The organism is Polaribacter sp. KT 15, assembly GCF_900143115.1.
In the GTDB taxonomy this organism is placed as follows: domain Bacteria; phylum Bacteroidota; class Bacteroidia; order Flavobacteriales; family Flavobacteriaceae; genus Polaribacter; species Polaribacter marinaquae.
The window spans coordinates 2,077,660-2,091,016 of sequence record NZ_LT670850.1; the positions used below are offsets into that span (position 1 = coordinate 2,077,660).

A 13,357-nucleotide genomic window follows, 5' to 3' on the forward strand; every position below is an offset into this window, starting at 1 on the left:
ATCAGTGTTTTTTTTATTTTCTAACATTTTCAGAAGCCTTTTCTACTTTTAGTTTTAAACCTTCTTTGTAAGCAATAATTTTATCTAAAACACAAGTATCTGAAGCTCCAATAATTTGAGCTGCCAAAATACCAGCATTTTTTGCACCATCTAAAGCAACTGTAGCTACAGGCACGCCACCTGGCATTTGTAAAATAGACAAAACAGAATCCCAACCATCTATAGAGTTTCTGCTTTTTACAGGCACACCAATAATTGGTAACGGACTCATTGAAGCTACCATTCCTGGTAAATGTGCAGCACCTCCAGCACCTGCAATAATTACTTTTATGCCTCTTTTATGTGCATTTTTAGAATAATCTACTAATTTTTCTGGAGTTCTATGTGCAGACACAATATCAACTTCTATTTTAATATCAAAACTCTCTAAAATGTCTATTGCTTCTTGCATTATTGGAAGATCAGAATCACTTCCCATTATTATTCCTACCATATTTTTATATGTTTTCAGTTATCAGAAATAACTTTAAATTGTTAATTATTCTTACTAATTACTCTTATTTTTTCTTTTACTTCTTGGGCAACTTTTCTTGCAGTATCTATATCAGCATTTACAATTGTAACATGCCCCATTTTTCTAAACGGACGCGTTTCTTTTTTTCCGTAAAGGTGTGGCGTTACTCCGTCTATTTTTAAAATTTCTTCAATATTTTCATAAATTACGTCCCCAGCAAAACCTTCTTCACCAACTAAATTTACCATAATACCGGCAACTTTACTTTCTGTATTGCCTAAAGGAAGATTTAAAATAGAGCGAAGATGTTGCTCAAATTGATTGGTATAACTAGCTTCTATAGAATAATGTCCAGAATTATGAGGTCTTGGTGCAACTTCATTTACCAATATTTTATCGTCTACGGTTTGAAACATTTCTACTGCTAATAAACCAACAAAATCTAAATCGCTAACAACTTTTAAAGCAATTTCTCTTGCTTTTTCTGCTACTTTACTCTCTATTCTTGCAGGACAAATTACATATTCTACTTGGTTTGCTTCCGGATGAAATTCCATTTCAACAACCGGATACGTAGTTACTTTACCATCTTTATTTCTAGCAACAATCACAGCCAATTCGTTTTTAAACGGAATTAATTTTTCTGTAATACATTCTACATTAGGTAAGCTTTCTAGATCTTTAATGTTTCTAACAATTTTTACACCATTTCCATCGTACCCAAATCTTGCGGCTTTCCAAACAAAGGGGAAATCTATAATATTATTTTCGAAAGAATGCTTTAATTCTTCTAGATAAGCATAATGAGAAAATTCCGCAGTAGGTATTTGATGATCTAAGTAAAAGTTTTTTTGTCTTGCTTTGCTTTGAATAATTCTTAAATCTTTCGGTTTTGGGTAAATTTCTAGACCTTCACTTTCTAATTTATCTAAAGCATCTAAGTTTACATTTTCTATTTCTATAGTAAGTAAATCTACGGTTTTACCAAAATTATAAACAGCATCAAAATCTAACAAATCTCCAATAACAAAATTGTTGCAAATTTGTGCACAAGGTGTATTTGTGTTACTATCTAAAATAGAAGTGTAAATATCTAATTTTTGGGTTTCTGCTAAAAGCATTCGTCCTAATTGGCCACCACCAAGAACGCCCAATTTAAAATCTGAAGAATAATAATTTTTCACTGTTGAAGTTGTTGTGTTTCAGCAAAAATACACAACTCAAATCATTTTCACTAAAAATTACTGATTCTAATTGAAGAACCAGATTTTGTAACTTTATATTGTCTTGCCGGACACTCAAAATCATCTGTTTGTGGTGCACCACCAAAGTGAACACTGTATTCACTTTCATCACAAGAGCATTTTAAAACAGTTCCTTTTTCGAACGTCATAGGAGAGTTGCAATCGTTTTGAGGGCATAGTTTATCAAAAGCAACAAATTCTGAGCCATTTATATTAAAAAGAAAGATACCTTTAGCGCCACCTGTAAGATTTGCAAAACCACCTGGTGTTTGTACATTTATTAGTTGCGGATTGTTTAAATCTGTGCTTAAACTAACAGGAAATTGTCTTAAACAGTTTGCTGGTAAATTGTTTTCTGCACAGGCAAAAAACAACACTAAACTTATAAAAAAAAGCACTTTTTTAAACATAAAATTATCTTTGTTTTCTTAATAACGAATGCAAGTTACAAATATTTTGTACATTTGTAATACAATCTCATTCCTGTAAAGGCAATGAGATTTTTAAATTATAACAACATGAGTGAAATTTCATATTATTCTGAAGAAGGATTAAAAAAACTAAAAGAAGAACTAGTTCATTTAGAACAAGTAGAGCGACCAAGAGTAACGCAAGAAATTGCAGATGCAAGGGATAAAGGAGATTTAAGTGAAAATGCAGAGTATCATGCAGCAAAAGAAGAACAATCTCATTTAGAATTTAAAATTGCGAAATTAAAAAACGTAATTTCTGGTGCACGTATTTTAGATGAAAGTCAATTAGATACCTCTAAAGTTTTAATACATTCTAACGTTGTAATTAAAAACACAGCTAACGGAATGGAGTTTAAATACAGATTGGTTGCAGACTCAGAAACAGATGTTAGAAACGGAAAACTTTCTGTAAACTCGCCAATAGGTAAAGGTTTATTAGGTAAAAAAGTTGGAGAAATTGCAGAGATTAAGGTGCCTAATGGTATGATGAAATTCGAAATTGTAGAAATTTCGAGATAATTTATATAAAATGTTATTTAAAACGCTTTTTATTGAAAAGCGTTTTTTTTTTACTAAAAATCGATTTATTATGAGCGTTTTTACAAAGATAATTACAGGAGAAATACCAAGTTATAAGGTTGCAGAAAATGATGATTTTATTGCCTTTTTAGATATAAACCCAAATGCGAAAGGTCATACGTTGGTTGTGCCAAAAAAAGAAGTTGATAAGGTTTTTGATTTATCTAAAGAAGAGTACAATGCACTAATGAGTTTTTCATACGAAGTGGCTAAAGCAATAGAAAAAGCAGTACCTTGTTTAAGAGTTGGTATGAGTGTAATTGGTTTAGAAGTACCACATGTACATGTTCATTTAATTCCTTTAAATGAAATGGCAGACATTCAGTTTTCTAAAAAAGTAAAATTATCTAACGAAGAGTTTAATTCGTTGGCAGCAAGTATTGCCAAGAACTTTTAGATATGAAACAATGGCAGAAAATCGGTTTAGGCTGGGGAGTTTGGATGTTCTTGTGTATGGCTTTTATTTGGCCTTTAATTGATGGTGAAAAGATTACTTTAAATAGAATATTTGTAAAATTTATTTTTTTGATGTTATCTGGGTTTATTTTTGGTTATGTATCATCAAAATATAAGAAATATAAGGGGAATTAGTTCTTTGAATTCTTAAGCTTTATTTAATATAATCTCGAAGGTTGTTCCTTTATCTATTTCAGATTTTTGAACATAAATTTTACCTTTGTGATAGTCTTCTACAATTCTTTTAGATAATGATAGGCCCAAACCCCAACCACGCTTTTTTGTCGTAAAACCGGGTTTAAAGATTTGTTTAAATAATTTTTTTGGCATTCCTTTACCGGTATCAGAAACAATAATTTTAACTTTTTTAGTTGTATTTTCTATTCGGATTTTTAAAGAACCTTCTCTTTGCATTGCGTCGATTGCATTTTTTATGAGGTTTTCTATTACCCAACCATACAATTCGGCATTAATTTTAGTGTTTATCTCGGTATCTGAAGTGGTAAACGAAAAACTAATTTGTTTAGAGCTTCTAGATTTTAAATAGTCGAATGCATTTTTTGTAATGGTAACAATATTATCTGATTTTAACTCTGGTATAGAGCCAATTTTAGAAAACCTGTTGGCAATTATATTCAATCGATTTACGTCTTTTTCTATTTCTTCTACATATTTATCGTCTACATTTTCCATTTTTAAAATGGCAATCCAACCTAATAAAGAAGATAATGGTGTGCCAATTTGGTGCGCAGTTTCTTTGGCCATACCTGTCCATAATTTATTAGTTTCTGCAGCTTTATTAGAGTTGTAAAATAGGTAAATAACACTTAAAAATAAGATTAGAATTAAGATTAATGCTATTGGGTAATAGGTTAGTTTGTTTAGTAAATCTGAATTTCGATAATAAATATATTGCTTGTTTTTACCATTGTAACTAATTTCTATAGGCGCATTTTCTTCTTTCATTTTAAGCAGTTGCTCTTCTAAATATTTAGAGTTTAGAGATTTTAAAGAGTCTAAATTTTGAAAAGATTCGATGTTACCTTTTTCATCTACCAAAATTAACGGAATAGTCGTATTAGCAACAATAATTTTATCTGGTAACGTTATATCTGCGTTTAGATCTGAATTTGCCAACTGCTTTTGAGCAATTCCTAAAATTTCCATTTTTACTCTTTCATCATTTTTAAATTTCTGAAAAAATATGTAGGTATTCCATAGGATTAAAGAAACGATTATCAAAGAGATTAAAACGGCAATTCTTTTAAATAAAAGTGTATTGGTTAGAAAATTCATAAAAACAAATATAAAGCTTTCAGTATATAACTCATTTCCTATTTTGATAGTATCTTTACAGTCTAAAATTTTCTTTTTTATTAAAATTGAATTGTTTTAAAGTTTTTAATAAATAAGATTTTTTTGAATTTATAAATACATAAGATATGCTTACAATAGACCCAAAAGAAGTTTCTACAGCAAAATTACATGGTTATTTACTAGGTGCCGTTGCCCCAAGACCAATTGCTTTTGCGAGTACAATAGATAAAGATGGAAATCCGAATTTATCTCCGTTTAGTTTTTTTAATGTCTTTGGTGCAAATCCGCCGATAATGATTTTTTCTCCTGCAAGACGAGTAAGAGATAATACTACAAAACATACTTTAGAAAATGCTTTAGAAACTAAAGAAGTAGTAATTAATATGGTTAATTACGATATTGTACAGCAGATGTCTTTAAGTTCTACAGAGTACCCAGAAGGTGTAAATGAGTTTGATAAAGCGGGCTTTACAATGCTAAAATCTGATATTGTAAAACCATTTAGAGTTTCAGAGTCACCTGTGCAATTTGAATGTAAAGTTAATGACGTAATTTTTACAGGAGAAAATGGTGGGGCAGGTAATTTGGTTGTTTGTGAAGTGGTTAAAATTCATATTTCTGATGATGTTTTAGATGAAAACGGATCAATAGATCAACATAAAATAGACTTGGTTGCAAGAGCTGGCGGAAGTTATTATTCGAGAGCAAGAGATGGTTTTTTCGAAATATCGAAACCAATCTCTACATTAGGTATTGGTGTTGATGCAATAAGTGCAGACATTAGAAATAGTACAGTTTTAACAGGTAATAATTTGGGTATGTTAGGCAACATAGAACAATTGCCTACCGAAGAAAGTGTTAATAACTTTGCGAAAGAACATCCTAAATTTATTGGGTTAGAAACCGCAAAAAAACATACATTTGCACAAGATTTTTTAAAAAAGAATGATGTAGAAAGTGCTTGGAAAGTGCTTTTAATTAAATAGTTAAGATTATATATTATGGAAGTTATTGGTAAAGTTAAGTTAATCGGAGATGTACAAACTTTTGGTGCAAATGGTTTTAGAAAAAGAGAATTAGTTGTTACAACAGATGATCAATATCCTCAAATGATTATGATTGAATTTGTACAAGATAAAGTAGATTTATTAAACAATTACGCTGTTGGGCAAGATGTAAAAGTATCTATCAATTTAAGAGGTAGAGAATGGATTAACCCACAAGGTGAAGCAAAATACTTTAACTCTATACAAGGTTGGAGAATAGAAAACTTATCTCAGTCTAACACACAAGGGCAAAACTTACCTCCAGTAGATCAGTTTCAGCCAGCATCTAACGTTTCTAACGAAGAGCCAGATGATTTACCTTTCTAGGATCTAGAAATTTAAATTAGATATAAAAAAAAGAGTGCAATTATTAAATTGCACTCTTTTTTTATGTGGTTTTTGGTTTTTCTTTCTTTGGCATTGGGCCTCTAAGATGAATAACCAAACCATTTAAGAAGTTTCTTAATATTTGGTCTCCGCATTCTACATACTTCGGATGATCTTCACTTCTAAATAAAGCACCTAATTCTCCTTTAGAAACTTTAAAATCTACCAAAGCGCAGATTTCTATAATATCTGTATCACGCAATTTATGCGCAACACGTAATTTTTTTAAAATATCGTTATTTGTTAATCCCATATGGCAAAGGTACTATTTTTATGTAACTACTTTAAATATAGCCCAAGCATAAATTGCGAACCTTAAAAAACGGAATAATCCAAAAAAGACAACATTTCTAAAAGGATATTTAATCATACCTGCAGCTAAACACGCAATAGAAAAAGGCAAAGGTAAAAGTGCACCAACTAAAATCAAAAAGCCACCCCATTTTTTGGTGTTTTTAAGATTTGCTGCCATTTTAACTTCTAAATAATTCTTTACAGATTCAATTTTTAAAGTCGTTTTACCAATAAAATAAGATAACAAACCACCAAAATATGATAATGCAGCTAAAATTGATAAATTTAAAATAGGTTCGTCTGTTTTTTTCGTCCAGGCAATAAATATTTCTGGCGGAATTAAACCTAAAATAGTTTCAGAAATAAAAAATGTTATTAAAATACCAACTCTAGAAAAAGTTTCTGTAATTGTTTCTAAACCATTATTAATATCGTAAACGTATTTATTAAATAAAAATAGCCCTAAAACTACAAGTACAATTGGTAAGAAAGCTTTTTTTACACTTTCCCAAACAAACATATAAAAGCCTGTTCTACCATAATAATTATGTAGTCTTTTACCTATAAATGCGGTTTTTTTCTTTCTCTTTTTTTTCTTTTTTTCCAAGAAGACAATTGTTTAATTAATTTGCAAAAATAGTAACAAATTCTAAATAAATAAGAATAGAATTTTAGATTAACTGTTTTTTAAGAAATATGTAAGTTTGTTTCTAATTCTTAATTCTATTTTATATGATTTGGCTTACAGATAAAATTGATTTTCCTGATTATAAATATACCACAAAAGAAGGCATAATTGCTTTGGGTGGAGATTTATCTGAAGAAAGATTAATTTTCGCTTATCAAAACGGAATTTTCCCTTGGTTTTCTGATGATGATCCAATTGTTTGGTATTGTCCTTATGATAGAATGGTGCTTTTTCCAGAAGATTTAAAAGTATCTAAATCTATGAGAAAAATACTCAATAAAAATAAATTTACAATTACTGAAAACAAGGCCTTTAATGATGTAATTTATAATTGTAAAAATATTGATAGAAAAGATGATCTTGGTACTTGGATTACTAATGATATGGAACAAGCTTACATAAATTTGCATAAAATAGGTTTTGCAAAATCGATAGAAGTTTGGTTAGATAACGAATTAGTAGGTGGTTTATATGGCGTAGAGGTTAACGGAGTATTTTGTGGTGAAAGTATGTTTAGTAAAGTGTCTAATGCATCTAAATTGGCTTTTATTTACTTGGTTCAAACTAAAAAATACAAGCTAATCGATTGCCAAGTTTATAACGATCATTTGGCAAGTTTAGGTGCTAAAGAAATTGATAGGGCTTTATTTTTATCAATATTAAAAGAAAAATAAAAAAAAACCTTGAGTAATTAAACTCAAGGATTTTTATATTATATGTAAGAATTACTACTTACTTCTTAGCTAATAAATCTCTAATTTGCTCTAATAATTCTTCTTGAGAAGGTCCTGCTGGTGCTGGAGCTGGTTCTTCTTTTTTCTTTAAGTTATTTAAACCTTTTACAATTAAGAACATTACAAAGGCAACAATAATAAAGTCAATTACGTTTGTTAAAAAGTCTCCGTATAATACAGCAACTTCACCAACAACTTTACCAGTTTCATCTGCAACACCGTCTTTAACTATATATTTTAAGTCTTTTAAATCGGCATTGAAAATTAGACCAATTAAAGGTGAAACAATTCCACCAGTAAAAGAAGTAACAACTTGTTTAAAAGCTGCACCCATAACAAAACCTACTGCAATGTCAACAAGGTTTCCCTTCATTGCAAAGTCTTTAAATTCTTTAAGCATTCCCATTTTATAAGTATTTAATTGATTAATGAATGGCTAAAATACTAAAAAAAATTATTTCTTTAACACTTTTTTAACACGTTGAGAGATTGCAGTCAAAGTTTCATAAACAATTGTTTCAGAAACGTTGGCAATATGTTGTATCATTTGTTGATTATTAAATATTATAACTGCATCACCTTCAGTACAATTAATTTTAGTTACATCAACCATTATCATATCCATACAGACGTTACCTATAATAGGTGCTTTTTGGTTGTTAATTAAAACATATCCTTTTTTATTACCAATTTTTCTAGACAAACCATCTGCGTGCCCAATAGGTACAGTTGCAGTTTTAGTTGGTCTTTTTGCCACAAATGCTCTATTGTAACCTACTGTTTCTCCTGGATTAATTGTGTGTATTTGAGATATTATAGATGTTAAATTGTGACTGTTTTTTAATGCTGCAGTTTCTTTATCATCATTACCAAAACCATACAAACCAATACCAACTCTAACCATATCAAATTGTGCTTTTGCATAATTTACAACGCCAGAAGTATTTAATATATGTAATAAGGGTTCGTAGCCTAAATGCTTGTAAAATTGTTGGGCAATATATGCAAAGTTGTTTATTTGGTTAATGCTAAACTCTTGTTCTTCTAAATCTTCACTTGCTGCTAAATGAGAAAATAAAGATTGCACTTTAATGTGATTTGTTTTCTTTAAATCAGAAATTATAGCAGGAATATCTGTGTGCCAAAAACCCAACCTATTTAAACCTGTGTTAAATTTAATATGAATAGGATAATTCATTAAAGGAGCTTCGTCTGCTAACTTTAAAAATGCATTAAATATTTTAAAATTGTATAAGTTTGGTTCTAATCGATAAGAAACAACCTCTTTTAAATTTGGTATCTGCGGATGTAAAACTAAAATAGGTTTAGAAATATTGGCTTCTCTTAAAGCAATACCTTCGTGCGTGTAAGCTACAGCAAAATAATCTACTTTATCCTCTAAATGCTTTGCAACTTGCACGCCATCGCTACCGTAACCAAAAGCTTTAACTACTGCTAAAATTTTTGTTTCTGGATTAATTTTTTGTTTAAAATAATTAAGATTATGCTCTAAAGCAGCACCATCAATCTCTAAAACGGTTACGTGGTTATTCATATTTAATGGAGTATTTTAGTCAGAATCTTTTGTAGCAGAATCTTTTTCTGTAGCAGATACAACTTCTTGTTGTTGCTTTTGTAATGCTTTATAATAAGCCGCTCTACTTAACGGTTCATATTCTTGCGTTTCACCTAACATTACAATGTTGTCGTTTTTAGCCTTTCTAAAACTGTAATGCGCTAAATTACCTGTATGCGTGCAGACTGCATGCACTTTAGTTACGTATTCTGCAGTTGCCATTAACGCAGGCATTGGTCCGAAAGGATTTCCTTTAAAATCCATATCTAAACCAGCAACAATTACACGAATTCCTCTATTTGCTAAATCGTTACAAACCGCAACAATTTCATCATCAAAAAACTGTGCTTCATCTATACCAACAACATCTACATTATTGGCTAAAAGTCTAATATTTGCAGATGCAGGTACGGGTGTAGATCTAATTCTATTATCGTTATGCGATACAACTTCTTCATCGTCATAACGAGTATCTACAGCTGGTTTAAAAATTTCTACACGCTGTTTTGCAAACTGTGCACGTTTTAAACGTCTAATAAGTTCTTCTGTTTTACCAGAAAACATAGAGCCGCATATTACTTCTATCCAACCAAATTGTTCTGTATGATTTACTGTATTTTCAAGAAACATTTTGTAATTTTAGGCTTTAGAAATTTAAATTTTGCTTTACTTTCGTAATCAACAAATTTATTAAAAATTACGAGTAAATTATAACTTCAACTTACAACTTATGCACAAAAAATTGGAAAACGATTTAATGAGTTTAGCTCATAGCATTTTACAGATGAAAAATAAACAAGATGTAAAAGCTTTAAAAGACAAATCGCAGCAAATTTATGAGAAATTATCACTTTTGGCATTTGTAGAAGATTATGTAAACACCAATCCTAACTTAGACGAAACAAAAGAAGAACTTGTAGAAAAGGTAACTTCTGCATTCGATAAAAAGCACACTATTATTGCTGTTGATGATAAAGAAGATGTAAAGACAGAAGTTGTACAAGAAGATTTTATAGATGTAAATGAAAAGCTTGCAGCAGAAATAGGAGACGATTTCTTAAAGCAAGAAATTGAAACATCAGAAATTATGAAACCGCTTGAAGAAGAAGTTAACATTGAAACTCTAAAAGAAGAAGTTGTTAACGAGAAAATAGAAGTTGAAAAAGAAGAACCGATAGAACAACCTTTTGATGATTTAGAAGAACTAATTTTTGGCGATACAAAACCCACAAACTTTAAAGACGACCCCAAAGATGTTGGCGAAAAAAATGCAATTACTTTAGAGGAAGAATTGGAAGACACAATTCCGGTTGATGTTATTGCTAACTTATTCGAACCTGTGCAACCAAAATCTTTAAACGATAAATTACAGACTAATATTCAAATTGGTTTAAATGATAGAATTGTTTTTGTGAAAAATTTGTTTGAAGGTAGTCAAGAAGATTTTAATCGTGTAGTTTCTCAATTAAACACATTTAAAACAGAAAAAGAAGCAAAAAAGTTTATCATTAAAATGGTAAAACCAGATTATGATTGGTCTAATCAAGAAGAATTAGAAAATAGATTGTTAGAGATTATAGAAAGAAGATTCGCATAAAACTATTTATTTGAAACCAATTTTAATACATACACATTTTCATAAACGTAGAACTGGTGTTACAAGAAGTATAGAGAATGTTTTACCTTTTTTTTCTGATACATACGAAACGTATCTCTACGGATATGGTGCAAAAGGCACACATATTAAGACCAAAGAGTTAAGAAAGTTATTGTTTTCTGATAGAGAAGTTGTTGTGCATTGTCATCGTAATAATGAAATTATGCGTATGCTTTTTTTTAGGTTTTTGGGCGCAAAATTTAAATTAGTAGCAACAAGACATGCAGAAACTGTTCCTTCTGGTTTAACAATGAAACTGCTAAAAAAAGCAGATAAAGTTGTTACTTTGATAAATAGCATGAGTCAAAAATTGGGTGTTAAAAATACCGTTGTTGGTCACGGAGTAGATGTAGATTATTTTAAACCTAAAGAAAATGTTACTTTAAAAGATATAAAACAAGATCAAATTATTTTATGTGCAGGTAGAGTTAGAAAAGCGAAAGGACAAGTAACATTGCTAAAAGCTGCTAAAATTTTAAAAAATCATAAAAACTGGGCTTTGGTAATTGTGGGTAAAGTAGATAAACCTGCATTTTTAGAAGAATTACAACAAATTGCCAAAGAGCAAAAGATTAACGAACAAGTTTATTTTGTTAACGAAACTCCAGATATACTATCATATTATCAAGCATCAAAAATAGCAGTTGTACCAAGTTTTTCTGAAGGATTTTCTTTGGTAACCGCAGAGGCAATGTCATGCGGATGTTCTGTTATTGCAACAAAAGAAGTAGGCGTACATTCATCATTAATAGAAAATACAAAAAATGGTTATTTGTTTGCCCCAGGTAATAGCAGCGAATTAGAAAAACTACTTGAAAGTTCTATAAACGGAGAATTACCACTTTTAGGTAAACAAGCAAGAGAAGAAATTTTAAAAAACTGGAGTGCCTTAAAAGAAGCAGAAAACCTTATAAAAGTATATCAGAATTAGTAATTAAGGTAAAACTCTGTAACAAAATTAATTGGTAGTCGTCTTAAATTTAAAACCTACTAATTATGAAAAATATAGCCACAATTCTTTTCGCTTTTATTATTACAGCAACTTCGGCACAAGATGCCGCTTTCGAAAAATTTTATAAATCAAATAAAGAGAAATCTACTTTTTCAATAAATTTATCTGCATCCTTGGCAGGTTCATTTTTAGATGATGAAGATGATAGTGATTTAATGAATGTTATTAAAAAATCGAGCGATTTTAAACTTATGGTTTTTAATAATGATGATTATACTGTTGCAAGAGGCTTTAAAAAGTTTAAAAGAAGAAATAATTTAAAAACCTATGTTCGAGTTAAAGACAATGGTAGTAAAGCAGAATTGTATTTTGTAGAAAAAAACAATCTTATAAGAGAAATTATAATTAGAGCAAACAGTAATAACGATAAATTAGTGTTATTCGGTTTAAAAACTAAAATTACTAAAGAAGAATTAGCAGCAATGATATCATCTTCAAATATAGAAGTAACATCTAGGTAAAAAACAAAAGAGAAGATTTAACCAATCTTCTCTTTTAATTCTGCAACCACTTTTTTACTATTTCCAATAAAAATTTCGTTATCAACAATAAAAACAGGTCGTTTTAAAAAAGTATATTCATCTAAAATATATTGCCTGTAATCTGCCTCAGAAATTTCCTGATTTTTTAAATCCATAGCTTTATATAATTTTGCACGTTTATTAAACAACGCCTCATAACTACCCGCAAGCTTGTGCATTTCTTCTAATTGCGCAACATTTACAGGATTTCCTTTTATTTCTTGTCGCTCAAAACCATCTGTATTTACCTCTTTTAAAATACGTTTACAAGTATCACAAGTTTGTAAAAAATAGACTTTTCTCATAGGAATCGATTATATTTGTTTACTCAAAAATAAGATAAAAAATGAAGACACAATTCGATGTTTTAAGAAAATCTCGCGATTTAGTAATAAAAGAATTAGAAGGTTTAACATTAGAGCAAATTCATGTAATTCCTGCAGGATTTAAAAACAATATTGCTTGGAATGTTGCTCATTTAGTAGTCACACAACAAGTATTACACTACAAAATGTCGGGTTTAAACTGTCTGTGTCCAGATGATTTAATTACAGATTTTAAAAAAGGAACTGTACCAACAAAACAATTTACAGAAGAAGAATTCGAAGAAGTAAAAGAACTTTTAATAGGTTTACCAGATACTTTAGAAGAAGATTTCGAAGCAGGTATTTTTAAAGAATTTACAGAATACCCAACAAGCACAGGTTTTGTATTAAGCTCTATAGAAAATGCAATTGCTTTTAACAATTTTCACGAAGGAATTCACTACGGAATTATAAGATCTATAAAGAAATTTTTATAATTTTTTAAAAGCTATTTCCAGCTTTCACTACTCGCTTTTTTAGTTGTAAATTTTTTT

20 protein-coding genes are annotated in these 13,357 nt (G+C 29.8%); 10 read left to right on the top strand and 10 right to left on the bottom strand.

Going from position 1 to position 13,357, the window contains the following annotated elements:
• Nucleotides 1-13: 13 nt before the first annotated feature.
• From purE to B5464_RS09295, 3 genes are read right to left on the bottom strand one after another with little or no spacing between them, the layout of a single operon-like run.
• On the bottom strand, nt 14-493 hold the full coding sequence (gene purE / locus B5464_RS09285; RefSeq protein ID WP_079738137.1) for a 5-(carboxyamino)imidazole ribonucleotide mutase: 480 nt from the start codon (nt 491-493) through the stop codon (nt 14-16).
• Between the two features lie 41 nt (nt 494-534).
• Nucleotides 535-1,698 (bottom strand): 5-(carboxyamino)imidazole ribonucleotide synthase, encoded by a 1,164-nt coding sequence (locus tag B5464_RS09290; protein WP_079738138.1) that lies wholly within the window; start codon nt 1,696-1,698, stop codon nt 535-537.
• A 50-nt stretch (nt 1,699-1,748) separates the two neighbouring features.
• Nucleotides 1,749-2,156, bottom strand: a complete 408-nt coding sequence (locus B5464_RS09295) for a phosphoribosylaminoimidazole carboxylase (RefSeq protein ID WP_231963582.1) — start codon at nt 2,154-2,156, stop codon at nt 1,749-1,751.
• 120 nt (nt 2,157-2,276) lie between these two features.
• Here B5464_RS09295 and greA point away from each other — a divergent pair, with 120 nt between their 5' ends.
• The 3 genes from greA (at nt 2,277) to B5464_RS09310 (ending at nt 3,401) form a co-directional block, all read left to right on the top strand.
• Nucleotides 2,277-2,750 (top strand): transcription elongation factor GreA, encoded by a 474-nt coding sequence (gene greA / locus B5464_RS09300; protein ID WP_154066957.1) that lies wholly within the window; start codon nt 2,277-2,279, stop codon nt 2,748-2,750.
• A gap of 70 nt (nt 2,751-2,820) precedes the next feature.
• Nucleotides 2,821-3,207 carry an HIT family protein gene (locus tag B5464_RS09305; RefSeq protein ID WP_079739004.1) on the top strand — a complete coding sequence of 129 codons (387 nt, stop codon included), beginning with the start codon at nt 2,821-2,823 and terminating at the stop codon, nt 3,205-3,207.
• A gap of 2 nt (nt 3,208-3,209) precedes the next feature.
• On the top strand, nt 3,210-3,401 hold the full coding sequence (locus B5464_RS09310) for a hypothetical protein (protein WP_079738141.1): 192 nt from the start codon (nt 3,210-3,212) through the stop codon (nt 3,399-3,401).
• 12 nt (nt 3,402-3,413) lie between these two features.
• On the opposite strand, the gene B5464_RS09315 is transcribed toward B5464_RS09310, so the two are convergent.
• The gene (locus tag B5464_RS09315) at nt 3,414-4,562 is read right to left on the bottom strand and encodes a HAMP domain-containing sensor histidine kinase (protein ID WP_079738142.1); all 1,149 of its coding nucleotides are present in this window, start codon (nt 4,560-4,562) and stop codon (nt 3,414-3,416) included.
• 146 nt (nt 4,563-4,708) lie between these two features.
• Between B5464_RS09315 and B5464_RS09320 the strand changes: the two genes are divergently transcribed.
• Both B5464_RS09320 and B5464_RS09325 read left to right on the top strand, forming a co-directional pair.
• A complete protein-coding gene (locus tag B5464_RS09320) occupies nt 4,709-5,569 on the top strand; it encodes a flavin reductase family protein (RefSeq protein WP_079738143.1) in 861 nt (286 codons plus the stop codon).
• Nucleotides 5,570-5,584: 15 nt separating this feature from the next.
• Nucleotides 5,585-5,956 (top strand): DUF3127 domain-containing protein, encoded by a 372-nt coding sequence (locus B5464_RS09325; protein ID WP_077811116.1) that lies wholly within the window; start codon nt 5,585-5,587, stop codon nt 5,954-5,956.
• Between the two features lie 61 nt (nt 5,957-6,017).
• Here the strand turns inward: B5464_RS09325 and B5464_RS09330 are convergent, their stop codons facing one another.
• Together B5464_RS09330 and B5464_RS09335 are read right to left on the bottom strand one after the other, a co-directional pair.
• Nucleotides 6,018-6,269 carry a DUF1456 family protein gene (locus B5464_RS09330; protein ID WP_077811117.1) on the bottom strand — a complete coding sequence of 84 codons (252 nt, stop codon included), beginning with the start codon at nt 6,267-6,269 and terminating at the stop codon, nt 6,018-6,020.
• 18 nt (nt 6,270-6,287) lie between these two features.
• Complete coding sequence (locus B5464_RS09335) at nt 6,288-6,917, bottom strand: YqaA family protein (RefSeq protein ID WP_079738144.1); 630 nt, start codon at nt 6,915-6,917, stop codon at nt 6,288-6,290.
• A 125-nt stretch (nt 6,918-7,042) separates the two neighbouring features.
• On the opposite strand from B5464_RS09335, the gene aat reads away from it, so the two are divergent.
• Nucleotides 7,043-7,672 carry a leucyl/phenylalanyl-tRNA--protein transferase gene (gene aat, locus B5464_RS09340; protein WP_079738145.1) on the top strand — a complete coding sequence of 210 codons (630 nt, stop codon included), beginning with the start codon at nt 7,043-7,045 and terminating at the stop codon, nt 7,670-7,672.
• Between the two features lie 58 nt (nt 7,673-7,730).
• Here aat and mscL read toward each other — a convergent pair whose 3' ends face one another.
• The 3 genes from mscL to B5464_RS09355 are packed head-to-tail and all read right to left on the bottom strand — an operon-like array spanning nt 7,731 to nt 9,938.
• Nucleotides 7,731-8,132 carry a large conductance mechanosensitive channel protein MscL gene (mscL, locus tag B5464_RS09345; protein ID WP_172830899.1) on the bottom strand — a complete coding sequence of 134 codons (402 nt, stop codon included), beginning with the start codon at nt 8,130-8,132 and terminating at the stop codon, nt 7,731-7,733.
• A gap of 54 nt (nt 8,133-8,186) precedes the next feature.
• On the bottom strand, nt 8,187-9,287 hold the full coding sequence (alr, locus tag B5464_RS09350) for an alanine racemase (protein ID WP_079738147.1): 1,101 nt from the start codon (nt 9,285-9,287) through the stop codon (nt 8,187-8,189).
• Nucleotides 9,288-9,302: 15 nt separating this feature from the next.
• Nucleotides 9,303-9,938 (bottom strand): thymidine kinase, encoded by a 636-nt coding sequence (locus B5464_RS09355; protein WP_079738148.1) that lies wholly within the window; start codon nt 9,936-9,938, stop codon nt 9,303-9,305.
• A 100-nt stretch (nt 9,939-10,038) separates the two neighbouring features.
• Here B5464_RS09355 and B5464_RS09360 point away from each other — a divergent pair, with 100 nt between their 5' ends.
• From B5464_RS09360 to B5464_RS09370, 3 genes are all read left to right on the top strand, one after another.
• Complete coding sequence (locus B5464_RS09360; RefSeq protein ID WP_079738149.1) at nt 10,039-10,905, top strand: hypothetical protein; 867 nt, start codon at nt 10,039-10,041, stop codon at nt 10,903-10,905.
• 10 nt (nt 10,906-10,915) lie between these two features.
• Entirely contained in the window at nt 10,916-11,896 is a 981-nt protein-coding gene (locus B5464_RS09365; RefSeq protein WP_079738150.1) for a glycosyltransferase family 4 protein, read from the top strand.
• Between the two features lie 65 nt (nt 11,897-11,961).
• Nucleotides 11,962-12,438, top strand: a complete 477-nt coding sequence (locus tag B5464_RS09370) for a DUF4252 domain-containing protein (RefSeq protein ID WP_079738151.1) — start codon at nt 11,962-11,964, stop codon at nt 12,436-12,438.
• A 17-nt stretch (nt 12,439-12,455) separates the two neighbouring features.
• On the opposite strand, the gene B5464_RS09375 is transcribed toward B5464_RS09370, so the two are convergent.
• Complete coding sequence (locus tag B5464_RS09375) at nt 12,456-12,803, bottom strand: arsenate reductase family protein (RefSeq protein ID WP_079738152.1); 348 nt, start codon at nt 12,801-12,803, stop codon at nt 12,456-12,458.
• Nucleotides 12,804-12,844: 41 nt separating this feature from the next.
• Here B5464_RS09375 and B5464_RS09380 point away from each other — a divergent pair, with 41 nt between their 5' ends.
• On the top strand, nt 12,845-13,300 hold the full coding sequence (locus tag B5464_RS09380) for a DinB family protein (RefSeq protein WP_079738153.1): 456 nt from the start codon (nt 12,845-12,847) through the stop codon (nt 13,298-13,300).
• Nucleotides 13,301-13,357 lie beyond the last annotated feature (57 nt).

Excerpts from the sequence above, each read along its gene's own strand:
- purE (WP_079738137.1), bottom strand. The coding sequence starts at position 493 with ATGGTAGGAATAATAATGGGAAGTGATTCTGATCTTCCAATAATGCAA.
- greA (WP_154066957.1), top strand. The coding sequence starts at position 2,277 with ATGAGTGAAATTTCATATTATTCTGAAGAAGGATTAAAAAAACTAAAA.
- B5464_RS09305 (WP_079739004.1), top strand. The coding sequence starts at position 2,821 with ATGAGCGTTTTTACAAAGATAATTACAGGAGAAATACCAAGTTATAAG.
- B5464_RS09310 (WP_079738141.1), top strand. The coding sequence starts at position 3,210 with ATGAAACAATGGCAGAAAATCGGTTTAGGCTGGGGAGTTTGGATGTTC.
- B5464_RS09315 (WP_079738142.1), bottom strand. The coding sequence starts at position 4,562 with ATGAATTTTCTAACCAATACACTTTTATTTAAAAGAATTGCCGTTTTA.
- B5464_RS09320 (WP_079738143.1), top strand. The coding sequence starts at position 4,709 with ATGCTTACAATAGACCCAAAAGAAGTTTCTACAGCAAAATTACATGGT.
- B5464_RS09325 (WP_077811116.1), top strand. The coding sequence starts at position 5,585 with ATGGAAGTTATTGGTAAAGTTAAGTTAATCGGAGATGTACAAACTTTT.
- B5464_RS09330 (WP_077811117.1), bottom strand. The coding sequence starts at position 6,269 with ATGGGATTAACAAATAACGATATTTTAAAAAAATTACGTGTTGCGCAT.
- aat (WP_079738145.1), top strand. The coding sequence starts at position 7,043 with ATGATTTGGCTTACAGATAAAATTGATTTTCCTGATTATAAATATACC.
- mscL (WP_172830899.1), bottom strand. The coding sequence starts at position 8,132 with ATGCTTAAAGAATTTAAAGACTTTGCAATGAAGGGAAACCTTGTTGAC.
- alr (WP_079738147.1), bottom strand. The coding sequence starts at position 9,287 with ATGAATAACCACGTAACCGTTTTAGAGATTGATGGTGCTGCTTTAGAG.
- B5464_RS09355 (WP_079738148.1), bottom strand. The coding sequence starts at position 9,938 with ATGTTTCTTGAAAATACAGTAAATCATACAGAACAATTTGGTTGGATA.
- B5464_RS09360 (WP_079738149.1), top strand. The coding sequence starts at position 10,039 with ATGCACAAAAAATTGGAAAACGATTTAATGAGTTTAGCTCATAGCATT.
- B5464_RS09370 (WP_079738151.1), top strand. The coding sequence starts at position 11,962 with ATGAAAAATATAGCCACAATTCTTTTCGCTTTTATTATTACAGCAACT.
- B5464_RS09375 (WP_079738152.1), bottom strand. The coding sequence starts at position 12,803 with ATGAGAAAAGTCTATTTTTTACAAACTTGTGATACTTGTAAACGTATT.
- B5464_RS09380 (WP_079738153.1), top strand. The coding sequence starts at position 12,845 with ATGAAGACACAATTCGATGTTTTAAGAAAATCTCGCGATTTAGTAATA.